This window comes from Leeuwenhoekiella sp. A2, from assembly GCF_047946655.1.
In the GTDB taxonomy this organism is placed as follows: domain Bacteria; phylum Bacteroidota; class Bacteroidia; order Flavobacteriales; family Flavobacteriaceae; genus Leeuwenhoekiella.
Genome location: NZ_CP172311.1, coordinates 1,054,509 through 1,081,496 on the forward strand (window position 1 = coordinate 1,054,509; position 26,988 = coordinate 1,081,496).

General features: G+C 37.7%; 24 protein-coding genes. 3 read left to right on the forward strand and 21 right to left on the reverse strand.

Annotation, left to right across the window (positions count from 1 at the left end; all coding sequences use genetic code 11):
* Positions 1-3: 3 nt before the first annotated feature.
* The 10 genes from ACH3PA_RS04740 to cyoE all read right to left on the reverse strand — a co-directional run bounded on the left by ACH3PA_RS04740 (position 4) and on the right by cyoE (position 7,369).
* A complete protein-coding gene (locus ACH3PA_RS04740; RefSeq protein WP_416448442.1) occupies positions 4-1,248 on the reverse strand; it encodes an ABC transporter permease in 1,245 nt (414 codons plus the stop codon).
* On the reverse strand, positions 1,241-1,942 hold the full coding sequence (locus tag ACH3PA_RS04745) for an ABC transporter ATP-binding protein (protein WP_416439830.1): 702 nt from the start codon (positions 1,940-1,942) through the stop codon (positions 1,241-1,243). Before ACH3PA_RS04745 ends, ACH3PA_RS04740 begins: the two co-directional genes overlap by 8 nt.
* Before the next feature lie 121 nt (positions 1,943-2,063).
* A complete protein-coding gene (locus ACH3PA_RS04750; RefSeq protein WP_416448443.1) occupies positions 2,064-2,294 on the reverse strand; it encodes a hypothetical protein in 231 nt (76 codons plus the stop codon).
* An 8-nt stretch (positions 2,295-2,302) separates the two neighbouring features.
* Complete coding sequence (locus tag ACH3PA_RS04755; protein WP_416448444.1) at positions 2,303-2,878, reverse strand: DUF420 domain-containing protein; 576 nt, start codon at positions 2,876-2,878, stop codon at positions 2,303-2,305.
* Positions 2,871-3,629 carry an SCO family protein gene (locus ACH3PA_RS04760; RefSeq protein WP_416448445.1) on the reverse strand — a complete coding sequence of 253 codons (759 nt, stop codon included), beginning with the start codon at positions 3,627-3,629 and terminating at the stop codon, positions 2,871-2,873. Before ACH3PA_RS04760 ends, ACH3PA_RS04755 begins: the two co-directional genes overlap by 8 nt.
* 1 nt (position 3,630) lies before the next feature.
* Positions 3,631-4,263, reverse strand: a complete 633-nt coding sequence (locus ACH3PA_RS04765; protein WP_416448446.1) for a hypothetical protein — start codon at positions 4,261-4,263, stop codon at positions 3,631-3,633.
* A gap of 99 nt (positions 4,264-4,362) precedes the next feature.
* The gene (locus tag ACH3PA_RS04770; protein WP_416448447.1) at positions 4,363-4,722 is read right to left on the reverse strand and encodes a cytochrome C oxidase subunit IV family protein; all 360 of its coding nucleotides are present in this window, start codon (positions 4,720-4,722) and stop codon (positions 4,363-4,365) included.
* 40 nt (positions 4,723-4,762) lie between these two features.
* A complete protein-coding gene (locus ACH3PA_RS04775) occupies positions 4,763-5,746 on the reverse strand; it encodes a cytochrome c oxidase subunit 3 (RefSeq protein WP_416448448.1) in 984 nt (327 codons plus the stop codon).
* Between the two features lie 148 nt (positions 5,747-5,894).
* Positions 5,895-6,476 carry a cytochrome c oxidase subunit 3 gene (locus tag ACH3PA_RS04780; protein WP_416448550.1) on the reverse strand — a complete coding sequence of 194 codons (582 nt, stop codon included), beginning with the start codon at positions 6,474-6,476 and terminating at the stop codon, positions 5,895-5,897.
* A complete protein-coding gene (gene cyoE, locus ACH3PA_RS04785) occupies positions 6,476-7,369 on the reverse strand; it encodes a heme o synthase (RefSeq protein ID WP_416439816.1) in 894 nt (297 codons plus the stop codon). The genes ACH3PA_RS04780 and cyoE overlap by 1 nt, the downstream gene beginning before the upstream one ends.
* A gap of 144 nt (positions 7,370-7,513) precedes the next feature.
* Between cyoE and ACH3PA_RS04790 the strand changes: the two genes are divergently transcribed.
* The 3 genes from ACH3PA_RS04790 (at position 7,514) to ACH3PA_RS04800 (ending at position 8,950) form a co-directional block, all read left to right on the forward strand.
* A complete protein-coding gene (locus ACH3PA_RS04790) occupies positions 7,514-8,389 on the forward strand; it encodes an MBL fold metallo-hydrolase (protein ID WP_416439814.1) in 876 nt (291 codons plus the stop codon).
* 118 nt (positions 8,390-8,507) lie between these two features.
* Positions 8,508-8,789, forward strand: a complete 282-nt coding sequence (locus tag ACH3PA_RS04795; protein ID WP_416439812.1) for a hypothetical protein — start codon at positions 8,508-8,510, stop codon at positions 8,787-8,789.
* Complete coding sequence (locus ACH3PA_RS04800; protein ID WP_416439810.1) at positions 8,732-8,950, forward strand: hypothetical protein; 219 nt, start codon at positions 8,732-8,734, stop codon at positions 8,948-8,950. The genes ACH3PA_RS04795 and ACH3PA_RS04800 overlap by 58 nt, the downstream gene beginning before the upstream one ends.
* Positions 8,951-8,981: 31 nt before the next feature.
* Here ACH3PA_RS04800 and ACH3PA_RS04805 read toward each other — a convergent pair whose 3' ends face one another.
* The 11 genes from ACH3PA_RS04805 to ACH3PA_RS04855 all read right to left on the reverse strand — a co-directional run bounded on the left by ACH3PA_RS04805 (position 8,982) and on the right by ACH3PA_RS04855 (position 26,973).
* Entirely contained in the window at positions 8,982-9,398 is a 417-nt protein-coding gene (locus tag ACH3PA_RS04805; protein ID WP_416439809.1) for a Dabb family protein, read from the reverse strand.
* A 419-nt stretch (positions 9,399-9,817) separates the two neighbouring features.
* On the reverse strand, positions 9,818-11,917 hold the full coding sequence (locus tag ACH3PA_RS04810; RefSeq protein WP_416439807.1) for a gliding motility protein RemB: 2,100 nt from the start codon (positions 11,915-11,917) through the stop codon (positions 9,818-9,820).
* A 118-nt stretch (positions 11,918-12,035) separates the two neighbouring features.
* Positions 12,036-12,812, reverse strand: coding sequence for an energy transducer TonB (locus tag ACH3PA_RS04815; RefSeq protein WP_416439805.1), 777 nt, complete (start codon positions 12,810-12,812; stop codon positions 12,036-12,038).
* Positions 12,813-12,921: 109 nt separating this feature from the next.
* Positions 12,922-13,647: an energy transducer TonB gene (locus ACH3PA_RS04820; protein ID WP_416439803.1), complete on the reverse strand. Its 726-nt coding sequence runs from the start codon at positions 13,645-13,647 to the stop codon at positions 12,922-12,924.
* A 55-nt stretch (positions 13,648-13,702) separates the two neighbouring features.
* On the reverse strand, positions 13,703-14,107 hold the full coding sequence (locus tag ACH3PA_RS04825) for a VanZ family protein (protein ID WP_416439801.1): 405 nt from the start codon (positions 14,105-14,107) through the stop codon (positions 13,703-13,705).
* Complete coding sequence (gcvH, locus tag ACH3PA_RS04830; protein WP_416439799.1) at positions 14,085-14,465, reverse strand: glycine cleavage system protein GcvH; 381 nt, start codon at positions 14,463-14,465, stop codon at positions 14,085-14,087. Before gcvH ends, ACH3PA_RS04825 begins: the two co-directional genes overlap by 23 nt.
* Before the next feature lie 16 nt (positions 14,466-14,481).
* Complete coding sequence (gene sprA, locus ACH3PA_RS04835) at positions 14,482-21,840, reverse strand: cell surface protein SprA (protein ID WP_416446663.1); 7,359 nt, start codon at positions 21,838-21,840, stop codon at positions 14,482-14,484.
* Positions 21,840-22,421, reverse strand: coding sequence for a Holliday junction branch migration protein RuvA (ruvA, locus tag ACH3PA_RS04840; RefSeq protein WP_416439797.1), 582 nt, complete (start codon positions 22,419-22,421; stop codon positions 21,840-21,842). Before ruvA ends, sprA begins: the two co-directional genes overlap by 1 nt.
* 83 nt (positions 22,422-22,504) lie before the next feature.
* Entirely contained in the window at positions 22,505-24,796 is a 2,292-nt protein-coding gene (locus ACH3PA_RS04845) for an NADP-dependent malic enzyme (RefSeq protein ID WP_416439795.1), read from the reverse strand.
* Positions 24,797-24,856: 60 nt separating this feature from the next.
* Positions 24,857-25,795, reverse strand: a complete 939-nt coding sequence (locus tag ACH3PA_RS04850; RefSeq protein WP_416439793.1) for a carbohydrate kinase family protein — start codon at positions 25,793-25,795, stop codon at positions 24,857-24,859.
* A complete protein-coding gene (locus ACH3PA_RS04855) occupies positions 25,792-26,973 on the reverse strand; it encodes a glycoside hydrolase 100 family protein (RefSeq protein ID WP_416439791.1) in 1,182 nt (393 codons plus the stop codon). The genes ACH3PA_RS04850 and ACH3PA_RS04855 overlap by 4 nt, the downstream gene beginning before the upstream one ends.
* Positions 26,974-26,988 lie beyond the last annotated feature (15 nt).

Here is a 26,988-nt window from a genome sequence, read left to right on the forward strand (position 1 = left end):
GATTTATTCTTCACGTACTGCTTCTATAGGACTTATACTTGCTGCACGCCAAGCCGGAAAAAATCCTGCTAATGCCCCGGCAAATATTAAAATAAACACTGTTGTAATTGCCACATTAAAATTGACTGAAGGATTTATTATATAATCCATCTCAATATTAGGCCCAATTACTTCAAGAAGTGCCATACTAAGTATCAAACCGGTAAAACCTGCAATAGCAGTCACAAAAATAGATTCATGCAATACCATCCAGATAATAGACCACGGTTGTGCTCCTAAGGCTTTGCGAATGCCTATTTCGCGTGTACGTTCTTTTACAATGATTAGCATGATATTACTTACACCAACCACACCGGCGATTATGGTACAAATACCTACCGTCCAGAAAAAGGCTTTTATAATTGCAATAAGATCATAAAATCGCTTTGCATTCTCTAATGAATTATTAACGTTTATAGCGCTTGTATCTTCAGGAGCAACGAGATGTCTTTCTTTTAAAAATGATTGTATTTCTGAAGAAAACTGAATGGATTGCGCTAATGCCTCCTGAAAGCTACCTTGCGGTTTTAACGTAAAACCTAAATTGCGCACTTTATTACCGGCATTAAAAACGCGCTGTGATGTAGATAAAGGTAAAAATATACGAGCTTCTTCGCGCTCACCCGCAGGGTCTGTATAAACACCAACAACTTTAAAATTGATTCCGGATATCTGAATATACTTGCCTATGGGATCTTCATCTTTAAACAGATCCTGGCTTACCTTGCGACCTATCGAAACAACTTTCTCATAGTTATCCTGATCTGTGTAATCAATAAACCTCCCATTAGTTAAAGAGGCATTTTCAAGAAATTGATAATCGGGATACACACCTTCTATTCTATAACTTCCTGATTCATTTTTGTAAGTTGTAAGACCGCTCCAGATACGGTAAACAGAAGATTTAAATTCCAGATTATCCTGATACTTTTTAATTAAATAATTGTAATCCTCATTAGTCATCTCTATAAAACGACCCGGATTAAGACCTTTGTATTCTACAGAGGTCACACCTGTATAAACGCTTATACGATTAGCCGCATCCTGCTCAAACTCTTTTGAAATACCATTTTGAATACCCTGACCAAAACCAAGAAGAATCACCAGAATAAATATTCCCGATGCAACTGATAAGCCCGTTAAGAAGGTGCGTAATTTGTTCTTCCGGATAGTTTCCAGAATTTCCTGCCAGCGCTCAATATCAAACATGAGACAAAGCTCTTACCTGGTTTACTTTAGTATCGTCTATGATCAAGCCATCTTTAAGATTTACAATACGCTTGGTCATATGTGCTATATCGTCTTCGTGAGTTACGATTAGAATAGTCTTACCTTCATCATTAATACCCTGAATTAAATCCATCACTTCATATGATGTTTTTGTATCAAGCGCACCTGTAGGCTCATCTGCAAGCAAAACTTTAGGATCACTTGCCAAAGCTCTGGCAATAGCAACACGTTGTTTTTGACCACCTGAAAGTTCACTGGGTAAATGCCCAGCCCAATCTGCTAAACCCACCTTTTCAAGATAATGCATAGAGCGCTCATTGCGCTCGTTACGCTTAAAGCCCTGATAATACAACGGCATAGCAACATTATCCATTGCATTTTTGTACCCGATCAAATTGAAGGATTGGAAAATAAAACCAAGAAATTTATTACGGTATTGAGCGGCTATTTTCTCGTTTAAGTTTTTAATAGGCACACCATCAAGAGTGTATGTCCCTGTATCTGCTTCATCAAGCATACCCAAGATATTGAGCAAAGTAGACTTACCAGATCCTGAAGAGCCCATGATAGAAACCAATTCTCCCTCTTGTACTGAAAAATTAATTCCCTTGAGAACATGAAGAGAATTAGAACCCATATGGTAGGATTTGTGAAGATCTTTTATGGTTATCATACAACGGGATGGTTTTAGGAAGCCTGGCTACATAACTCAGTTTCTCAATGAATAGACTAAGTAAACACTTGTTTGTTACAAGTGCAAATGTTAAAATAAGAAAAAATACTTACCTAACGCATTAATTATCTGCCTTGTTAGCCTTTTTTCGGCTTTTGTAGATATACCAGATCAAGCCACCCATGAGTAAATAAGGAACCGCCATCAAATAGATAATACCATTATTAACACCCTGAGCAATAGAATTATCTGTTTCACTTTCAAGCACTGCACGGCACATTGCGCATTGCGCTTCAACAGGAGTGGCTGTTAAAAAAAGAACGATCAAGAGTGCTATATACTTTTTCATCATCAAATTCTTTAAGCAGGATAATAAGGAGATATCATAAAATATACCACAACGCCTGTTACCGCAACATATAACCAAATTGGGAATGTTATTTTGGCAATTTTACGATGTTTATCAAAACGCTTAGATAACGCCCTTACATATGTAATAAGCACAAAAGGAATTACAACTATTGACAAAAGTATGTGTGATACCAGTATACAATAATAGAAGAAAGCAGAAATACCAACCGTTGTTTTTTCAGCATCAGAAAGAAGACCGTCGTTATTTATATCTCCAAATTTTGTGGAATCTGATGTAGCATGATACAAAACATATAAAACGAGAAATAAAACCGAAAGCACAATTGCAGCTTTCATAAGTTTTTCGTGTAAGCGTTGATTCCCCTTACGTATTTGTACAACTGCAGATACCAGTAACACTGCTGTAATACCATTAGTTGCTGCGTAGATGGGAGGTAAAAAACCAAGTCTCTCTACACCAGGTATTCTCACTGTAAACAAAAATGCTACAGCCACAGGAATTACGAGAGATAATACAATTATCCACCGGTTATAATTCTTTTCCTTTAAAGCAACATCACTCATAGCTTGTATTCTTCTTTAACAAGAGCTTTATATCATCTACTAAAATATCAATTTCAGCATTATCTCCATCTTCTACTACAGGCGTATCTCTGGGAATTGAACCTTTGTAATACACTTTAGGATTACCAAAAGGATCGAGACGCGATCTTATAAAACCGTTTTGATCTACCAGCGCAAAGTATCCCGAATGCAAAAGACCTCCTTCTATATTGGGATTTTCCTGTGCTAAGAGTCCAAATTTTTCATTAGCAAGCGTATAAATACTATCCCGGCTTCCGGTTAAAAAATTCCAGTTAGATTCATCAACACCGTAATGCTCTGCATACTCTTTTAATACTTCTGGTGAATCATTTTCAGGATCTATGGTAATACTAGCAATACCAAACTTATCATTACCTTGAAATTCCTGCTGAATAGCAACAAGATTTTTATTCATAGGAATGCAAATATCCGGGCAGCGGGTAAAAAAGAATTCTACAAGAAAAACTTTGCCTCTATAGTCTTTATCTGTTATTGTATCCTGATTTTGGTTAACAAACTTAAAAGAAGGAACCCTCCTGTCTTTACCGTTTATTTTAATATAAGCTAAATCACCCTGGTCTGAATCTGCCGTTTGTTTTTGAGCGACATTGAGCCTGTCATTTACAACCACTTCATCATTACTTAAACGCTCTATAATCTTGGGAATCACGAGTAACCCAAAAATAAGAACGATCACAGCTATACCTATATAGGTTTTTTTTGCATTCATATTATTTCTTTCTCTCTGCGTTATATTTCTTTAGTGCCAGCCTGTACTCTGCCAGAACAATTTTTACATCATCCTTCATTTTATTAGCCAACTCTGCAACATCTGTACTATTATAACCATATAAATCTCCCACATCCTCATCATCATCTCTACCTCTAAGATTTCCCTCTTTATCAATAATGAAAATATATGGAGAGCCATGGTCATTTTCGAGCTTATAGGGCGATTTTAGGCTATTAAAGACCGATTTTATATTGTCTGTGGTTGTGAATACAAACTTCCAGTGCGTCATATCACTAATCTGTGAAAGCTCATCAATAACATCCTGCAGCTTTTCTTTATCTGTACCTTCCGGCACCAAATACACAAACTGAAAATCATCAAACTGACTAAAATAAGTGTAGATTTTTTGATTAAGATTGAAAAGTGTACCTCCTTCTGCAGGTATCTCATCACCCAGAAAACCTAAAACGGTAATATGATCTTTAAGCTCAACTTCTGGCGCAAAATCAAGTTCTTTTACACTTGTAGTTAAAATGGGAAGTTTTGCAAAATTATGTATTCCCGATGCAAAGAAGAGATAAGCCACTATGGGAAGAATAAATAATACTCCTAAAACTAAATTCTTTTTCATTATACTTTCTTAGCTATTGATCGCATTACCCCATCACCGTTTCACTAAAATAAATTCTAGCTAAAAAAAAGACGGCTAAAGCAGCCGTCTCAAATCTTATTAAAAATCCCAGCTTTGATATCCATCGTGATACACATCAAATATATACTCACCTTCTGTGAGCAGGATAAACATTAAGTAACAAATTAAAAATATTGCCGTCCATACTACGGCTCTTCTCATCCCTTTAGTCTCATGCTCCATATGCATGAAAGCCCAAACTATGTAGTAAGCTTTAACCACTGTAAGAACGATAAAGATCCAGTTAAGCAACTTCATGCGAAGCAAATAAGTATCTACCAGAAATTCCGGCTTAACTATACCTAAAAATACTTCTACTATTGTTATTACAGAAAGGATAAAAAATACAGTCCAAATCCTTTTGCTAGCTGACTCGTGATGTACTGCGTCTTGTGCCATTTTTTATATTTTAGAAAAAAGCTTAAAGCTAAATTTAATATTAAACCAAATAGAAGAAGGTAAATACAAATACCCAAACCAAATCTACAAAGTGCCAGTAAAGACCTACTTTCTCTACCATCTCATAGCTACCTCTTCTCTCGTAAGTACCCATGATTACATTAATGAAGATGATAAAATTAAGCACCACTCCAGAAAATACGTGAAAACCATGAAAACCGGTGATAAAGAAAAAGAAGTCAGCAAACAAAGGCGCTCCATATTCATTATGTCTAAGATTTGCGCCCTGCACTACTCCTACACCATCGTCATTTAATTTTTTAATAGATTCTTCTCTTGAAAGCACTACTTTCTCTCCTTCTTCAGTTTGAGATTGGGTACGTATAAAAAGATTATTATCAGCAAGAAAACCAGCTTTTACCTGCGCAAAACTAACGTCTGGCAAAGTGCTTTGTTCTTCAAGATACCAAAGCCCCTTACTACGAGTTAGCTCCTCTCTTTCTACAGAAATATCAGCAGCAACATCTTCAAGCGCGACTCGCTCGCCTTCTGCATTAACAAATTGAAGTATTTTACCGGCCCGTGTTTCTACAGCACCGTATTCCCCCTGAATAAAATTAGTCCATTCCCATGCTTGAGAACCTACGAATACTAAACCACCTATTATGGTAAAGAACATATACCATATAACCTTATTCTTTTGCATATGATGTCCCGCATCAACCGCAAGCACCATTGTCACAGATGAGAAAATAAGTATAAATGTCATTAACGCGACATAATACATAGGCGCATCTACACCGTGTAAAAAAGGAAAGTGAGTAAACACCTGATCTGCTATAGGCCAGGAATCGATAAATTTAAATCTGGAAAATCCATAAGCGGCGAGAAAGCCGGAAAATGTGAGTGCATCTGAAAGGATGAAAAACCACATCATCATCTTTCCGTAACTAACTTTTAAGGGTTGATTACCACCTCCCCAGATTTTGCCTTCGGTGCCTGTTCTAACAGCAGTAGCGTCCATAAATAAGTTTTGGTTTTATAAGCCTTGCAAAAATAGGTATTTTTAAAATGGTTTTCAAAGTTAAAAATGGTATTTATAACCATTCAAAAAAGCGCCATAACTACCGTAATATCTGCAAAATACAAATGATTGGTGAAAAAAATTATTCCTATCTAAAGAATAAAAGAAACAAAAACAGATATACCCAAAGCACATCTACAAAGTGCCAGAAAGTGGCGCCCAGTTCTATACCCAACGTTCTTCCGGGAGTATATTTACCCCTTAAATGATTAACAAGTACAATAATTAGAACCAGCAAACCTGCTCCTATGTGAACAATATGACTAATAACGAAAGCATATATAAACGACGTTGTAACCGTGCTGTCACTACCTGTAAAATAGTATCCTTCTGAAATAATTTGATCAAATCCTAAAAACTGAAGAAACACAAAGGCACCTCCCAGTATCAGCGTAGCGATAAGAAATAGTCTGCCTGCACTTTCTTTTTGAGCCAAAACTGAGCGCTTGGCCAGATGCATGGTTATACTACTTAAAATAATCACCGCAGTACTAATGTAAAAAGCCTGTGGTAATTGAAAATCTGTTAACCAGTCCTTACGCTCTTTACTTACAATATATGCACTGGTTAATCCCGCAAACATCATAGAAAGACTAATAATACCAAACCAAAGCATCATTTTTTTTGATCTCTGGAGTTTTTCTTCTTCGGGTTGTACTGTATAATCTATCATCTCAAAAATTTATCTGCCACATATATTATTTGCAATAACGTAATGTAGCTTACACTAGAAAGCATTAACCGTTTTGCTGTAACCGCATTCATATTCTTATAAAGTCGTAAAGCATAAAACAGGAGCCCTAAGCCTAAAACACCTATTATAACAGCCGAAACAGGCGTTAGAAAAAGTCTCCCCGTAACGCCAAAAGCTGGTATAAGTGACACTAAAACGGTCCAAATGGTATAAAAAACGACCTGTAAAGCTGTTCCTTTATCTTGTTTTCCAGTAGGCAACATAAAAAATCCACCTTTTTTATAATCGTCATATAAAAACCAGCCTATTGCCCAAAAATGTGGAAACTGCCAGAAAAACTGAATCATAAACAAAGTTCCGGGCTCAATGCCAAAACTATCTGTAGCAGCAACCCAGCCCATCATAAAAGGAATAGCCCCGGGAAAAGCACCCACAAAAACCGAAAGCGGAGTTCTGGTTTTTAATGGCGTATAAACACATACATATAGAAAAATAGAAACAGCACCAAAGTATGCTGTCGTTGGGTTGATCACCCAAAGAGTTATAAGCCCAAGCACCGTAAAAACACTTGCAATTACAAAAGCATTAGCGACTGTCATACGCCCGGCAGGAATAGGTCTATTCTTCGTGCGATCCATCAGAGCATCAAGATCACGCTCTATTATTTGGTTATACGCATTAGAAGCGCCCACCATAAAATAGCCACCTACAGCCAGCAGGAAAACAGTGTACCAGTCTATCTCATATGCACCCAGAAAATAACCTGCGATGCTTGAAAAAACCACGCTTATAGCAAGACGCATCTTGGTGATCTCCTTAAAATCTGTCCAGGCAGATACGCTTTCAGTATGTGTTTTAACTAAGCTCAAATATGCTGAGATTGGGGTCTTTAAAAAGTCGTGCAAAGATACTCAACACTTATATTACTCACAATGAAATACCAAATTAAAACCATATAAACAGCGCCTAATTTTAATTAACTTTCACAAAAAGAAAAATGAATTAAAAAAACTATGAAAAAAATTAAACTACTAACACTCCTACTTCTATCATTAACACTACAAACTTTTGCCTTTCAGGACATGAGCGATGTCGAGATCAAAGTGATCCCGGTAAGTGAAAATATATTCATGCTTATAGGAAACGGCGGTAACATTGGCATATCTACGGGTGAAGATGGCGTTTTCATGATCGACGATGAGTTTGCTCCTCTTTCTCAAAAGATTCTGGATGCCATCAAAACAATAAGCGACAAGCCAGTAAAATTTTTAGCTAACACACATTTTCATGGTGACCATACCGGCGGCAATGCGAATTTTGAGAAAGAAGGAACTTTAATTCTTGCCCAGGAGAATGTGAGAAAACGCTTAAGCGAAAAACAAAACAATGGTTTGCCGGTCATTACATTTAATGAAGATGTGATGATTCACGTTAACGGTAATGATATTCTTGCCACTCATGTGCACAATGCCCATACAGATGGAGATTCTATGATCTACTTCCCACAAAGTAATGTCTTACACACAGGAGATACATTTTTTAATGGTTCCTTTCCGTTTATAGATCTGTCAAGCGGCGGTAGTGTGGCAGGTGATATTGAAGCGGGAAAAGCGGGATTGATGCTTATAAATAATGATACCAAAATTATTCCGGGTCATGGTGCTCTTGCGACTAAAGCAGATTATGAGAAATATGTAGAAATGCTAAAAGGCATTCAATCTAATGTACAGCAGGCTATAGACTCTAGCACAAGCAAGGAGGATATTATTGCTGATGAATCACTTACCGGCGATTTCTACAGTGATGAGGCTATGAAAGACGCTTTTATAAACGGTCCTAAAATACGCCAGACCTTCTATGAGAGCCTTACGACGGACTTTAATAATTAAAAAATAGCTATTAAATCTTAGGCAGAAATAGCAAATAACTTTTGTACATTTAAATGGTGATTTTCAATATTCTGTTTGAAGATCACCATTTTATTTTAAACATTATAAGTCAATTTTTATGTCAAAATCGGAGTTTTTAGAGGCAATCGAGCAGATTTTTAAATCGTTTGAAGAGCAGATACCTAAATATATGATGCATCCTGAAGATAGTTCTATTGCTGAAGGCAACGTTGCTGTTTGTATTATTGATGAAGATGCTCAGGTTTACGGCAAAATGTATGGCAAGGATAAAGTCAAGCAGCGCCACTTTTATAAAATTGCCTGGACTAAAGCCAGCCAGGTATGGATCACCGGCAAAAAACCGGCGAATTTGAAGAGCTCGTTTTCGCTGGTAAGCTAGATGATAATCAATTTGGCATAGAAAGACCAGATTTTATTGGCTGGGAAGGTGGTCAACCCATAAAATTAGGAGATAAAATGTTAGCCGTAGGATTTAGCGGCTTTAGAGGTGTAAACGATCTGGAAATTGTAGTTAATGCAGTAAATGAGGTGACAATTTAGACAAAACTTCACCTCATTACCTCAGATCTTTTTAATATCCTTTTATCCCAACGGAATCATAGACAATTACTTTATCCCATAAATGGGCAGATTCTTCAATAAAAAGTAGGTGCGCTTCTTCACTTTGATATTTATTCTGAATCTCTTTAGAAGGAAAAGTGAGAACTAAAGAATAGGTATATGAACTATCTACCACATCACGCGGAGTATTTGCAGGAGTACCTATAAAATGTGTGTTTGCGTATAAACTTGAATTTAAGAATTTTTTAAGCGAAGTTTCAAACGCTGTTCTGTCTTCCTGATCACCGGGGTTATGTAACCAAAAGAAAACAGTATGCACAAAGTTTTTGTCAAATTCGGTCATTTTTTCTTGAGCTTTTAAGGTTGGTGTTATACCGCTACAACTTAAAATAAGAAGTAGCGCAATATGTAGTTTATTGATTTTCATTTATCTGTATATGTTGCTATAATTCTAAGAGTGTAATTTACAAAAATATGCAGCTGAATAGAAAAAATGATCTTCTTCTCTTTCTTATAAGGTCATAATCAGTTAAATATTCTTAATTTTTGAATGGAAATTTCAATTAATAAGCAAATTAATTAATAAATTTTATTAATAATTTATATCTTAGCAGGATTAATAGCGGATTTTTACCGTTGAAAACGACTATTTAGCTCGCTAAATAATCAGGGTGGTCAGGAATTCCTTAAAAGGTATCCCAACTTATTTCCGAATTGTATTGTTCTTATCCGTTTGATGTGATGGTTATACGAATTAAGATTTAGACATTACGGACGAACCCCCGACCGTCTTCCCCGCTAGTATAAAGGTGTGCTTTTAAAAGCACACCTTTCTTTTTATACTATTTAGTTATCGAAATACCAGTTGAACAGATCTGTTCTAAAACCGAAGTTTACCCAAAGTGTAGTCTCATCTAAATTTACAGGATCATAGACCTCTGTCGTGTTATCTCTATAGATGATTGATGAATAAACTTTTAAATTAGTAGCGGGGTTAATTAAATAGCCCACTTCAAGATTACCGTGTAACGTATTTGTTTTATTCCCCTGGCCTAGTAAAATTCCATCATCAGAAGGGCGATTCTCATCATTGCCATAAATACTACCACCATAGAAAACATCATTTATATCTCCCATCTCAAACCCACGTGTGCCATAAATGAATTTTGCAGTACCATACCAACGCGCATTTTCATAACGAGCAATAGCTATAAATTCTCTAAAATTAGCTCCCCATAGATGCGCCATAGATTGATTATTATGGCCGTAATTTAAAATGATCTCATTGTTAGAATAAACATAAGGCCTTACTTGATTAAATTCTACTTGCAATTGCAGATCAGGAATGTTAAAAGCATTAAAATATTTTAAGCCTAGTTGCACACCTTGCTTATTTTTATAGCTTTTTGCATTACCCGTAATTGCTCCCGTAGAAAATTCGTCAATAATGACCTGAGCATACGCATTAAACTGGTCACTGAATTTATACTTTCCGCTTAAGCCTATTAAAGCGTTTCCTCCTCTTGAGCCAGTAGAAAACTCAATGGCTCTGTAAAATATCACAGGATTGAGATAATTGAGATCAAAACCACGGTCATTATCATTCTCCCAGATCACATTTTCAAAGAGACCAATATTCAATCGTTTTGAAACATTAAAACTCAGGTAGTGATTTGCCATATATTTTGTACGAAAAGAACCATCACCTACAACCTCTGGCCGTACATCACGCAACGACATCCAGGTGTTAGTGTATTTAAATTTCCAAAAAGTTGTATTGATTTTGAAAAATGGATAAGGGCTCGCGTTATCACTCAAAATTAATGAGCGGTAACCATCGCCTATAAAATTCTTACCGTGACCAAACTGAAGGTTAAAATATTTACTGGGAGTAAAAGATAAATATGCTTCTGCGATAGGATAATCAAAATCTCCTGCACGAGATTCTGCCGCAATACCTCTGCCAGGAACGATAGCAGGATTACCGCCGTCAGGACGTATAGAGCGTGCGTATCTATTAAAGTAACCGGCAAAAGAACCCTGACTTTCGTAAAAAACGGTATAGAAATTTAATTTCTTACCCAGGCCGCCCTGAAAAATTAACGCTCTCGTATTATTATACGTGTAGCTTTGATCTTCATTATTTGCGGTTTCAAAACCCAATTGTAGATCTGCTCCCGGATCTAGTGTAAACCAGTAGTTCTCATGCTGCAGAGTTACCATATGCTCATTCCAGAATTTTCGGCCAAACCAGGAGGTTTTTGCCTTTAAAAGGGAGGTTTTTTTACTTTCAAAATCATAATAATTATTCACTTCCTGGTAAAGGAAAGGCTTGCTGGCCGTGTGACTATTTGTGCCTACAAGGTTCATTTCATAATCAAACCTACTATAGACCTGATGAGAAAGAGGAATATTTAATTGGCTGGTGTATTCATTATCCTGATATGTTAGATCAGTTTTTAAATCATCATACTCATTTTTACGCAGATCAATAACTTTTGAGGTTTCATTACTAAGCTCTTTATTATCTCGCGTATTGCGTGATAGCGGCAACTGTATAGGCATGCTAAACTGCATGTACGTTGGTCTGGCATCATAAGAAGCAGGTGTGATTTGAGGCAATGCTACAAACACGCGCTTAATCTCCTCTTTTAGTTCTTCATAAACAGCTTCTGTATTTAAGATATTGAATTTCCCATCCTTATCAACCTCAAAAAGAACTACCAGTTCCCCCTTATAACCCTCTTCTTCAACAATTGACGGAGTTTTAAAATTCTCCATAATAAATTGAATCAACGTATTCCTGAAACATTCTGGCATCTGGCTAATCTCAACATTTTCACATTGAGGGAATACAGGATATTTCTCAAAAGTATTTTGTGAGTTTTGCGAGTAGGCAGTATTAATGAAAATAAACAATAGAAGTAATGAGACAGTAGACTTCATTATAATAAAAATAGATTAAGGCGGCAGCAAGATATGGCTTTTTTTGAAATAGGATAAAATGGAAAACCCGCCTTTAACAAGTTAAAAACGGGTTTTTTATAGTAAAAATTAGCTCAAATTAATTCTCAGTTTTAAAAAGGATGGGTTGCCCGTAAATAACACGAACGCTTTTATCGCGTTGTTTTCCCGGTTTCATTTGAGGTATTAGCTCAATTACGCGTTCTGCTTCTTTCTCCAGAGCAGGATGAGGCGCGCGCGTTTTTACATCAACTATATTCCCATTTTCATCAACGGTAAATTGCACATCAATTCTGTTCATACCAGACAAACCATACTTACTACCAATATTTGTGTCAAACTTTCTGCTTATTAGCTTATTTATCTTCTCTTGCATACACGTTTTGCGCTCATCATTCGTGTCTAAACCTTCGCAACCTGGGTAGACAGGAACAAATTCTACTTTTCTAAAGTCTACATTTTCTATAGGCTGTTCTTTTTTAGTATCTAAAAAATTAGGATTAAAATCTGGTTCTGGCTCCGGATGAGGAAAAATATCATCTGCCATCTTAGGAGTAACAAAATCATCAGGAACCTCGATAGGCGGCAGAGTGGTTGATGCTTTTTTTGTTTCAGTTTTAGGTTGTTCTCTTTTTGCAACGGTGAAATTCTCATCCCAGTCCATTACATTTAAAGCTGTGGTTTCAGGCATTTGTTCAGGGACATACATTTTTACTGGTGTTTTATACTCAGCAGCGAAGAGTACAAGAAGGAGCGCTACAATAAGACCTATTTGAAAATAGACCAAGTTGTTTTTTCGTAAATTTACATCATGCTTGCTTGTTGGGCTGATTCTGTTTTGCCGAACAGAATCGCCACTTTTTTGTGAAGTTTTCATAAAATAGTTTTAACAGTTAATAATCTATTAAAACGTTAACAACAAGCTTGCCAAAAAAAATCCCGTCTCGCTTTCGCGGACGGGATTTTAAATTATAGATAACTTTTATTTAATCCTGCACCTGGAATACAATAGGTAGTGAATAAAGTACACCTACTGATTTTCCTCTCTGTTTACCAGGAGTCATTTTAGGTAACAATTTAATTACACGTTCTGCTTCCTGCTCTAGTCTAGGATGCGGTCCACGAGAACCTATATCAACGATATTCCCGTTTTTGTCAATTTTAAAACGCACGTAAATTCTGTTTACACCGCTTAACCCAAGTTCACTACCTAATTCTGTATTAAACTTTCGGTTTACAAGAGATGATATCTTTTCAGACATACATTTCTTTTTAGCGTCGTTTCCACTTTCGTTCTCACAACCAGGGAAAATAGGTACGTTCTCAATAACTGCAAATGGTACATCTGCAATTTCTTCTTCTTCTTCAAACTGTACGTCTTCTACTTCTACAATCTCTTCTTCTTGATTGGTTTCTGTAGATTCTATTACAGTTTCTTCTACCTCTGCTTCATCCTCAACTACCTCGATAACTTCGGGTGCTGGTGGCGGTGGTGGCGGTGGTGGTGGTGGTGGCGTGTTCAGTTCTGTAATTGGAATATCTTCTTCCAATACATCGTCCATGTCTAACTGGCCAATATCGATCGCCTTCTTTTCATAAGTTTTCCACTCGATCGCTCCATAAGTAAGCGCGAGGATTAAAATCAAACCTATTTGAAAGAAGAGAACGCTTCTTCTGCCCAGGTCTGCTTTCGGATTTTTCTTAGGTTCCATAAAATCTTAGTTGTTAAGGATTGCTAATTTAAATAAAATCATCTGCAATATGAAATTAAAATTTTGATTTTAATTGATGCAGTTTGGGTCTAAAGGCAATAATCAGCAAAACACATGTTAAAATTCCTGCTGAGTTTGCAATCATATCCTTAGGATCTGCTGATCTGTAAGTGGTTAACCACCCTTGCATTACTTCAATTATCGTACCATTAAAAAGAGCGATAAAAATTGTAATTAAAACTACAGATCGTAAACGTTTATTTTTAATTCCAAATAAATAAAAGAACAAAAACCACAACCCGGTAAACCCTATATAAGCGCAAAAATGAAATATTTTGTCTGAATAATCAGGTGCTCCGGGAATCTCTGGGGTAGGCATCATTGAGACTACAGCCAGCGATATTGTATAAACGATGGCTGCAAAAAGCGAAAAGAATTTACTTGCCAATAATCTCCCCATAGGCTTCTGCACTAAGCAATTGCTCAACCTCATCAAGGTTTGAAATCTTAACTTTAATCATCCAGCCATCACCATAAGGATCGTTATTTACAGCTTCTGGTTCAGATTCTAGCTTGTCATTAAACTCAATGATCTCTCCTGTTAAAGGTAAAAACAGGTCTGAAACGGTCTTTACCGCCTCTACAGTACCAAAAACCTCATCTTTATCTAAGGTCTCGTCTACTGTTTCTACCTCTACGTATACGATATCACCTAACTCTCCCTGAGCAAAATCTGTGATTCCTACTGTGGCTACATCACCTTCAACACGAACCCACTCGTGATCTTTGGTATACTTTAAATCTGCTGGTAAACTCATTATATTTTAAGTGTTATTAATTTCCAAAATTATAACGTAAGGTCAAACCAGAACGAATGGTTGTTTGCGGGAACGCGGTAGATATTGCGTAGGTAGCAAATGAATGGTCATAGTAGAATATGGCCGTTAAATTCTTACTTAATGCATAATCTGCCGTAAACCTGAGCCCATAAATATCCTGACCTGAAGTTACTTGATTATTATCAATATCTAAATAACGCACAATGGTCTCATTTTGTCGCAATGAAAGATCTGCTTTAAAGTTTAAATCACTCCTTAAGATCGTGCGTTTTCCACCAATGTTTGTAGCAAATGTAATGTCTTTTAGACGATATCCCAGCCCAATTATATATTCATTACCGTTAATTTCTGTCATTAAATTATTATCAAAGCTAAGCGACAAAGCACGGTCTTTCCGTATTTCGGCTAAAATTTTAACTGAGTTACGCATTTCAAAATCTAACCGAATTAAGGGCGAAAACTGCTCAACAAGATTAATATTAGAATATAGCGTCTCGTTTAAAAAGTTACCTGCCTGATCTACCTGCGCATCTTCTGGTGATGTATTACGCTGCCTGTTATAATTAAGATTGGTGTTGAACTGATTTATCGTATATCCCGCTCTGTAACCATGATTTACAGAAAAACGCTTAAACCTCTTTTTAAACCAGTCTAACTTCATAAAACCGGTATATTTTATATTCCAGTTAGGTAACGGAAAACTTCTAAATGCTCCCAGCGAAACATTGTCTGCACTGCCGCCTGTGTAAGCTGATAAAAATGCAGGTATAAGCACAGCCTGGTTTGTACGCCCGTAACCCACAGGATACCCATTCTCATCTGTAGGATAATCTGAAGTACCGTAAAAATCCTGAGCCAGACGTTGTGCAATAACCAGCCTATTTGACCTAAAATCGTTAAAAACCTGCGAATTTTCAGCGGTATTCTTGCCAAAAGCAGATCCTATCATTAAGGTGGAAATATTGAAATTTCCATAAGTACTCCCTGTCAAAGTCTGATATTGCAGAGTTTGAGGATCTACTCTGTAGTTTTCATTATACGTTTCCTGATAGATGCGATTCATATTTACATCTATGGTAAGATCTGGAATAAACTCTACCTGCGCCTGAATATCCAGTTGCCTGTTTTCAACCTCACGATACTGTTGGTTAAATTCCTGATAAAGGGTTAACCAGCCTTTTCTTGCTGCATAATCTCGCACTTCTGCCTGACTACCAAATATAAAACCGGTAGTGGGACGCAGCGTACCTATAAAACCAACTCCGGGTAAATAACCGGGAAGATAAGTACCGTTATTCTGTTGATAATTAACTTGTATTTGCTTGATACCTGTTAATATTCCTATAGCTGTATTTGTGGCTTTTTCACCGGCAGACAGCTTACCTGATTCTGGTTGCTGTGCTGCGGTCTCATTGTCATCACCTAAAGTAGGCACAGCCCTGCTTCTTGCGGCGCGTGAAGTTGCTGCACCAGCTGGTTGTTTTTTTACCAGACCTATAGAATTGTAAAACGAGGTCATGTCTAGCGAACCATTAATAGCATGCGTGTTTGCATTTTCTACAGAATTACCCAGATCTGGAATATTTTCTAATGACTGAAATTGCGACGAACCTCTGTTCCACTGAAAATCTGCAGTGTATGAATATGTTGCTTTTACGAAATCAAGAAACGGTATTTTACTTATAGGAAGATCATAGTTTGCCTGCAAAGTCTGGTAATGCCTGCTGGGTGTACCCACATCAAAGAAACCATCATAAATACCTCCCGCTTCAGGGTCTATAGAATCATCATCCTGTAAATAATTGCGCACAATTCTATTCTGAGACTGATCAAAATTTAGTCGCAATGACTGCGTGACGGGATAATTCAAAGAAAATTGCCGGTCAAACAAATAATTCCGTTGCGAAAATTCCGGAACAATAGAGCCTGGAGGTAATGTTATATCTCTAAACTTTTGCTGACTGAATTGTCTGGTGATATTTGTAGTTAAAGAAACACTTGCAGGAAGATAATTGAAGTTGAAATCTTTAAGCAATTGCCAGTACTTACTGGTAAATATTGAATCATTTTCTTTAAATGGCTCAAAGGGTTTTGCATCAAAAGTATAATTGTAAGTTCCGCCTACGCGTACATTTTGATTTCTCGATTGCTCTATCTCAAAATCCTTATGATCTTCCTGATTATAGCTATAGGCTAAAGTAAGATTCTCAATATCATAAGGCATTGGTTTTGCATCACTCGTGCGTTCTTTGCGCACCCCAATAAGATTTACACTGCGTCTTCGCGTATGCGAAACAGATCGCCCTTCAATCTCATCACGATCTGCAGAGGTCGCAGCATTATCAAGACTGGTCTGTAATTCTATATCTGTATATAAAGGATCATATTGTGGCGTGATGATCTCCTCACCTACGGCGTAGTTAAAAGGAAGCTGAATACCCCATTTTTTCGGTAATAACTGCCCCACATTTACATTAGTAACCACATCGTAAGATTTTACATCTTCCCTGCTGCGCATATTAGGGCCTTCATCTATACCTCCAAAACCGATAGTAGTTTGCCTTCCGGTGGCAGAAACAGTGGCAAAATCGGCGATATTTGCATCAATATTGGCGATTCCTGCCCAACCCCCTTCATTCTGAAGATCTGAAAGTCGTAATTCATTAAACCAGGCTTCTCCACATATATCACGCCCATTGGTTTCATTCCCATTCTTTAAACCTAACATAAGTACTCGCACGTCACCAAAACTAGGATTACCTTTAATACCTACACGTATGCTACCGGTTTCATAAGGAGTTTCTTCGGGATTAGTAATTAGATCACCATTTTCATCAAAATAGGTTATTACATTGGGATCATCTAGCACAATAGAACCTCCAAAGAAAGTTGCCTTTATTTTTTGAAGTAATTCAAAAGGAATATTTAATCTGTTTGCCTCGGGCCAAATAGCGTCTGGACTGGTAGTACCAAAATCTGTAGGTGTAAGTGGCAATTCTATCTGATAGAAATTTTCACTTAAATCTGTTCCCATTCTAACGAAAGCTACCAGCTCATTATCACGTAATGCTACCTGATTGATCTGCGATTCTGCATGCACAAACATCTCTAGATTTTTGTATTGACGCATGTCTAATCTAAAGTTCTTATAAACCGCACGACTATCCTGCGCCTCAAGATCACAAACACTTAAAGAAAGCGATTGCTCATTCTGGCGTATGTTATTATTGTTGTTTATTAATTCTTCACGGTAAACCCCGGGAGGTAAGGTGTATGGTATAGGCTCTCTATCTTCATTCTCCTGTATACTTACAGCAGCAACTTCAAACTGTGTACTTTCAGTTGCAGGATCAGAAAGATCAGGATCCAGAGTAAGATCATACCTGCGGTAGTCACCTCGCACAAGATCAAGTGTGCCTAAACGAAGTACAGTATTCTGGCTAAAGCCGCTCATAAACATTCGCATAAAGCGAATTGATCTAAAGTCTGATATCCCTCCTACTGTATTTGTAGGTTGATTAATAGGAATTTTAAACTGCAACCATCTTACAGGAATCGTGCTACCATTAGGTAATTCATAATTTTGCTCCTGACGCACATCTATGATGTACTCATTATTAATCGTTAGACTTTGTGGTGTTATATCAAGTTGATATTCATAATAACTATCAACCGTGTTCATCGTATTATCGCGGTTTATATCTTCTACATCAGGAAATGTAGTAGAACCACGGTTAGTCTGAGTAACATCTACCGGCGAGTTCCCTTCCTGCCCATTATAGTTCTTGTACCTGTCAAGTACAGAACCTTCTGCCGCTACAAAATATTGATAATTATCTGCTGAAGGATCTGGTAAACCTGCAAAACCTGAGAACATAGCAGCTTCCTGAGCATCACTTAAACCATCATAACCTACATCCTGATTGGTACGCTCCTGCCCCTGTGTATCAAAAGCATAGACCAGCGCCTGGTTTGTGGGCACTTTTCCCCATGCTGTTGCAGAACTATTTTGCGTACCGCCATCTTTGGGCAGACCATTCTCGTACTGTTTACGACCATCTTTTAGCACATCTTCAGAAATACTACCAAGGTCTAAGGTCAAACGGCCGCCTGTGTTGCCGGCGTTCTCTGGATAGATAAACGGGTCCATCAACCAGAATTCTATAAATTCTACATTAGATTGCTCAAAATCTGTTGAAGTAAATTGACGCATCATTCCACCAAAATTATCTTCAGGATTACTTAGCACACCATCCTGAGCGTCTGGGCTATAATTGTATGCTCCCCGTTCTGTTGGGTAATACGCAAGATCAAGTGTATATAAAGCCTGAGTTGTTCCTGCAACTATATCCTGCTGGGGGAAAATCTCATCTCTAAAAACACGTCTGGTGGCATATGTAGAAATATCATCGTTATTGATACCACCGGGTCTCTGGCTGGTGTAAAAAATAGGATCTATACTGTACCAGGCTAATTTTGCTCTTCTATAACCCGAAGCTAAATCTCCATTTGATAATTCACCGCCAAAACCAATAGGAGCAGAAGACATGTACCATTGCAAAGGTGAACTAACATCTATTGATGTTTGGGCAGCTTCAAAATCGTCAACGTAAGAGGTCGCTTTTCCGTTAAAATCGGTAGCTTTTGGTTGGCCCGGAAGCAGATAAGCAAACTCACCACGCATAGAAACATTAGACATTACATCTGTATCTATGTTAGGAAGTTTATTAACCAATCGAGTTAGAAACGGAACCTCTGTAGAATAATTAGCATTAAGACCAAATATGGTATTGTTTATAGGCTCAAAACTATAATTGGCTTTTTGAGTTAATGGTCTTTCATTTAAATTTATAAGAGTCCCTCCTATTAAAAAATTCTCGTTAAATCTATGTTCTACATTAATACCCGTAAAACGTTTTGTCTGTTGACCAAAAAGCGTGTTATTTTCTGTGGAAACCTGAATAGGTATATTAGAAGCTATTAAAGCCTGATCAAGAATAATTACTCTGCCTCTTGCATAATCTACTGTGTAATCAAGACCTTCTTGTAAAACACGTCCACCCGCAGTCACAGTCACAGAACCTTGGGGCACATTAAACCCACCTATTGGGATACCATCTTCCTGTGTAGATTTATATTTTCCTTTTAATTGAAATTTATTCTTATCCGCATTATCTCTCGCAGCAGTCTTAGTAGAAGTATAAAGTGACTTGTACACATATTTACGCTGGTTTGCATTGTATGTCTGCTGCTCATCATTTGTCATATCTACACCGTCATCATAAACCTCACCGGTTTCGCTTCTAAGTTTATTGAAGAGATACTCACCAAAAGGTTCCACAGAGGTGAAAATTATACTACCATTTCTCACGTTTACCGTAAGTCCCGGCACAAAATCGAAAAAACCATCTCCTCCTACCTGAGGATCACCATAAGTCGTTAGCCTGTCAAGATTAAAAACACGTAATAACGAAGTTTGATCTACATCGTCCGGAAGCGCAGGGCCGCCTTCTGCAGATGTAATATAATTAAGCGGGGAAGGATCAGTATATACTATATTAAGTCTAAAACCATCTTGCTGCAACTGTCCTGCACCAAGGCCATAGATGTTTTTCATCATCAGGTCCCAAACCGGTTCAGCCACAGTTGTAATGTTGCTTTTCAGCATTTTAACCACAAGAGCTTTAGGTTCACCACCTTGACCCGGCGGAATAAACTGATCAAGAATACCATCGTTATTCACATCTGCGCCTGCAGTTTGATCTGCATCTGCAGCGTCTGTTATTTGATCACCGTCAGTATCCTGTCCATTTTCATTAATATTATCTCCATCTGCATCAACATCAACAACATTTGGCACACCATCGCCATCATCATCGGCATACGGACTGCCGGTTGCATCTACACCATCATTTGCAAATTCGCCCACCTGATAAACCTGCCCGTTCACGGTATATTGAAAAGCCACCCCAAGAACCTCATCATTATTCAACCTCTGGTTTAAAGATATATAACCCAAGGTAGCATCAAGCGTATATTCATTTGAAGTAAGTTGTCTCGAGTTCTCCAGCAATACATAATCTGTTCCGTCTGAAACAGGAACACCACCAAAACCTTGTTCTACGGTTGCAGCATCTCTAATTGCATTATTAAGAACGGTTTGACCGTTACCGTTTATGCCAAAAGGATTAAAATCATTATTTGCATTTGCAGGATAAGAACCTGAAGGTCTGTTTACAAACCCTGAAGGCGGTGCTGCAAGACCAATATTTTCAGGATTAGATTCACCAATATCCTGAACAGCTACAATATTACGTGTACCCTGAACTGTTTGGTTTCGGTTTGTGACCCAAACTTCTATACGCGTGATCTGTATATTAGAATTTACAAATGGATAACTCGCAAGAGCCTCGTCGTAGTGATCTCTAAAATAATGCGAAAGAAAATAATGCCTGTTTTCATCATAATCTAAAGCAAAAATCTCAAAATCCTCAACTGTCCCGCTACCTTCTGCGGTTACAGAATTTGTCTGACTTTGCTGTTCTGAAAACACACCTGTTACAGTCGTTTTCCCAAATTGTAACTGGGTTTTTACACCAAATAAACTTTGTGAACCCTGAATAAGCGCACTATTTAATGGCATACTCACATTACCCACTTCTATCTTTTGTACAATATCATCTTCAGTAGGCGTGTATTCAAGTTTTATCTGGTTCTGAAAATCAAACGTAGATTCTGTATCATACATCGCATTTACCTGCAGTCTTTCTCCTACTTTACCTAGTAAGCTAAGACTAATGCGCTGATCAAAATCAAAACTGAAGTTGCTTCGGTTTCTGGGTGAGAAACTTGGGTTATCCTGTTTTGTATAAAGCACTCCCAGATCCATCTCTACAGATCCCTGTGGAATCAATTCTATCGTATTACCGCCAAAAATCGATTCAAAAAGGTTAGAATCTACATAGAAATTAGGCAATAGATTTTTTTGAGCCTCCTGTCCTTCTTCGGTTTTACCATCTACGGCAGCGATCTTTTCTTTAAAGTACTGGCGCATTTGTTCTTTACGCACCATGTCTTTAAACTCCTGCGGAGTTAAGATAAGTGGATAATTAATATCAAAATCACCTAGTTTCTCACTATAAATATAACGGTCTGTCTGTGGGTCATATATATATTTTGCAATAATGCTACTGGGATTCTTTAGCTCAAGTCTGCCAAGAGAATATCCCGTTGCTGTAGAATCCTGCTCCTGCCCGTCATCTTGAGAGAAGGCAGAAAATGAAATTGCAAATATTCCGAATAAGGTAATATATCGTACTGATGAAGCTAAAAATAATTTTGTCCCCAATTGGATTACAAGTTTTTAAGCGCTTGTTTAATAATGGTTTCAACGTCTGCTGATGGATTCTCCTGCACTATTTTATTGCAAACTTTCTCTGCTTGTTTGCGTAAGAATCCTAAAGTTTCTAATGCAGATAACGCTTCTTCTTTATTGGTATTGCTTGTACTTATTGAAACTTCGTCAATATCGTATACTTTAAGAATCTTATCCTTAAGATCAAGAATCACACGTTGAGCAGTTTTTGCTCCTATTCCTTTTACAGACTGTATTACAGGAACATCACCTGTTGCTATACTTTGTTTAAGCTGCTCAGGAGTAAGCGATGAAAGCATGGTACGCGCTGTACTTGTACCCACGCCAGAAACAGAAATAAGAAGTTTAAAAATGTCCCTTTCAGATTTTTGCATAAACCCATACAGCGTATGCGCATCTTCTTTAATGTGCAGGTAGGTATGAATGCTTATTGCCTCGCCATCTGGCAAAAGAGAATAAGTATGTAAAGATATATTGACAAAATATCCTACCCCATTACAATCTATGATAATTTCGGTAGGATTTTTTTCTACAAGCTTGCCTTTGAGGTGTGTTATCATTTGTTAAGGAAATGTTAGGGGCCTCAAATGTACTAAATAAAAATGCTTTGAATAAGGCTGATTTTCTGCCTTTTCGACCGATTTTATAGTGTAGTTTCCTGTTTTTTCTCCTTTTGCTGCGCGTCAATAACAGCTATTGCCGCCATATTAACCATCTCATCTACACTGGCACCTAATTGCAACACATGAACCGGCTTACGCATACCCAGCATGATAGGCCCAATATTATCTGCCTTATCAAGTTCTTTGAGCATTTTGTATGTAATGTTTGCCGAGTCTATATTTGAAAAAATAAGGGTATTGACCTTTTTACCTGCCAGTTTTGAAAACGGAAATTTACTCTTTAGCATTTCCGCATTTAATGCGAAATCCGCCTGCACTTCACCATCTACTAAAAGATCTGGATAGTATCTGTGTAAGTAAGAAACGGCTTCCCTCATTTTAACTGCTTTTTCATTTTTAGAAGATCCAAAATTTGAATAAGAGGTCATTGCAACAACAGGCTCAAGACCAAACATGCGTACCGTACGCGCTGTCATTTGTGCGATCTTTGCCAACTCTTTTGCCGTAGGGTCAATATTTATTGAAGTATCTGCTAGAAATAATGGCCCACGAGAAGTAATCATCAGGTTTGTAGTCGCGACTTTTTGCACATTAGGAGCAGCTCCTATCACCTCAAGTACTGGTTTTACAGCAGAAGGATAGCTGCTAGAATAACCTGTTATCATACCGTCTACATCACCTTCACTCACCATCATAGATGCGTAATAATTACGCTGTCTCATCAGTTTTTGAGCATCAAAATAGGTTACCCCTTTGCGTTTGCGAGATTGCCAGTAGATGTGGGCATATCTGTTAAGATGTTCCTTCTCTTCAGGAGATTTAGGATCTATTATCTCAACATCTGCCTCGTCAAACTCCAGCTCTTGCATAAGCTCGAGTATCGTCTCACGATTACCTAATAAAACCGGGAATGCAATACCATCGTCATGAACGATCTGTGCAGCTTTTAAAACATCTAGTTGATCTGATTCTGCAAAAACAATACGTTTTGGGTTAGTGCGCGCGCGATTAAGCAGAAGACGTACAATCTTATTATCAGAACCCATTCTATCAAGAAGCTCGTCCTCATAACGTTGCCAATCTATAATAGGTACACGTGCAACGCCACTATCCATAGCCGCTTGTGCAACTGCCGGCGGCACTTTTGTTATTAATCTAGGATCAAAAGGCTTAGGGATAATATATTCTCTATTAAAATTAAGCCTTGTTTCGCCATAAGCGATATTTACCTGCTCGGGCACAGATTCTTTAGTCAATTCGGCTAGTGCTTTCACCGCCGCCATTTTCATTTCTTCGTTAATCTTAGTGGCTCTAACATCTAAAGCTCCGCGAAAAATAAAAGGGAAACCAAGCACATTATTCACCTGATTAGGATGATCAGATCGTCCTGTAGCCATAATAATATCCTTACGCACAGAAACAGCCACATCATAAGGAATCTCAGGATCTGGATTTGCCATGGCAAAAACAATAGGATTATCTGCCATAGAAAGCAGCATATCTTCACTTACAATGTTTGCAATAGAAAGACCGATGAATACATCTGCATCTTTCATAGCCTCAACAAGCGTATCTATCTTACGATCTGAAGCAAATTCTTTCTTCTCAACAGAAAGATTTTCCCTGTCACTTCTAATTACACCTTTGCTGTCAAGCATAACAATATTCTCTGCTCTGGCGCCAAAGGCTTTATATAATCTTGTACATGATACTGCGGCAGCACCTGCGCCACTTACCACTATACGTACATCTTCTATATTTTTTTCTGCAAGTTCAAGAGCATTAAGCAAAGCTGCTGCAGAAATTATTGCAGTACCGTGTTGATCATCGTGCATTACAGGAATATCAAGCTCTTCTTTAAGTCTTCTCTCTATTTCAAAAGCTTCAGGCGCTTTTATATCTTCAAGGTTTATCCCCCCAAATGTTGGAGCAATATTTTTAACCGTTTCTATAAAAGCATCAACATCTTTAGTCCCTACTTCAATATCAAAAACGTCTATACCTGCAAATATTTTAAAGAGCAGACCTTTACCTTCCATTACTGGTTTTGAAGCTTCGGGACCTATATCGCCTAAACCTAAAACCGCTGTACCGTTAGAAATAACCGCCACAAGATTACCCTTAGCAGTATATTTATAGGCGTTGTCTTTATCTTTCTCGATCTCAAGACAAGGTTCTGCAACCCCTGGCGAATAAGCCAATGAGAGATCTCTTTGTGATGAATATTTTTTTGTGGGAACAACTGAAATTTTTCCAGGTGTAGGTTTTGCGTGATATACTAAAGCCTCTCGACGTCGGTTTTGTTTACTCATAAGATTGGTACTTAACGCTACAAAAATAAAGCTAATTTTTGGGGGAAGATAGCCCTTATGCTATTTGATTTTTAACAATTCTGCCAGAATATCCAGATGTGCGGGAAGGCCTCCTAAATTCTGTAATTTAAAAGCTGCAACTTGTTGACCGGTTTTTAAAGCCTTTTCATCATCATATCCTTTTAGATAACTAAAAAGAAAGCCAGACCAAAATGCGTCACCTGCCCCTGTAGCATCTACTACTTTGTTTATTTTAAATGCAGGAAACGAGATAACGCTGCCATTTTTTCGCGAAAGCTTAACTCCCTCACTTCCTAACGTAAGACAAACAACGCCAACCCCCAGATCATGAAAAAAGTCAAAAATTGCCTGATGACTTCGTTTTTCATCAAAAAGGCGCAGCATATCATCTTCACTTATTTTTACAAGAGGATCGTAACTGCAATAGGTTTTTATATGTCTTAATGCCTTTTCACGATTGGGCCATATTCTGGGACTGTAATTAATATCAATACTGAGTTTACACCCCATTTTTACAGCTTTACCAGCAGCATTCATAATTGTGGTACGGGCAGGATTCTTGTTTAAAGCGAAACACGTTGTATGAAATATTTTTGCCCGTTTTAAGATCTCATTGTTTACCTGCTGCTCACCTATGAGTTTATCTGCCTGCCTGTAAGCTATAAAATCTGGAGTTGCGGTGGTCTTAGATACAAAGATTACACTTGTAGGATGTGTATCTATCATCCTGAGCGAACTAACATCAAGCTGTTTATCTTTAATCTGATCTTTTATAAAATGACCAAAACCATCATCGCCTACTGTACTTATAAGTCTTGGGTTAAGCCCCAGCCGTTTCATATTGACAGCGACATTTGTAGGGCTGCCGCCTAAAAACCGATGAAAGTCAGTGGTTTTTTGAAGATTAGTTTCTTCCTGATGCCCTATAAAGTCAATGAGTATCTCACCTACACAAAGTATATCTATATCTTTTGTCATATCAATAACGTGTTTCCCGCCAGGCCTTGTTTAAGCATAATGCTTGCCGCCGCGCTCCATGCACAATGCGGAACACCATTAGGCTCACCGGTTTTTGAATTGAAATTCTCATAAAACGACCAGTTTTTGGCCTCATTTAACCGATTTATGACTTGCAAAACCCGATTTCCCTGCTCTATTTTACCATGTTTTATCAAGCCCAAACCGTAAAATCCATTTACCATTTGCCAGGTGCCACCATTATGAAATTCATAAGGATGATTCCGGAATTGATATTTGCAGTTATTTACTAAAAAACGCCATTCTTCATCGCCTTCTTCTATCACAGGCCAGAAAGCCGGAAGCAAATCAAGCTTTAAACCACTGCGCAAATTTTCTGTGTAGTCTATGAGTTCACTTGTATCATTATCATCACCCAGATCAAGTAAAAGCGCAAGACTATTTGCAAAACCATCAAATTGAGTTTGATAACCAGCCGGCTCCAGAGAGGCTGCCCAATATGATCTAGTCTCTAAATTAGAATACGCCTTTGGGTGATAAACCGTTTGCTCAGTTTTCCGTTTTTTGTAATTATTTTCTAGTTTTTGCCGTATTACGGCTGATTTTTCGCTTAAAGCGAAATCATCTTTAAAATATAAATAACACTTTAAAGCCCATAGCCTTAGCAGCTGATCGTACAATATAAATCCCTGCGTGGGATATTCATCTGCCCAGTTACCGCTACGTGGTACGTACATGAGATCACCGTCGTTATACTCCCATGACTGCATGAGCTTAAAACCCAATTTTATATTAGGCTCGAGCTTCTCCAGCAAGTTTATATCGCCTGTCTTATATGCATACTGACAAACACCTATTATGAACCAGCTCACAGTATCTACACGGCCCGCTAGTCCGCCAAAACTAACTTCCGTTCCAGCCTCAGTAAAATGAACATTTGAAGGTATATTGCCTAAAGCGTGTTGATTTATGGCTAGTGTGAGTAGCGTCTCTTTAAAAGTTGCAATCAATTTATCGTCGCCGTCAAGCAAAGCTGCCAGACCGCAAATCACCCCATCTCTTGCCCAAATTCTTCTGTAATTTGAAATTTCATTTGCACTGGCCAGAAAACCTCTTTCAGTAGAAACTTTAAGAAGTAATTCTTTAGCCCGGTCATAAGCGTATGATTCATCAGTCATATGACTATAATAAAA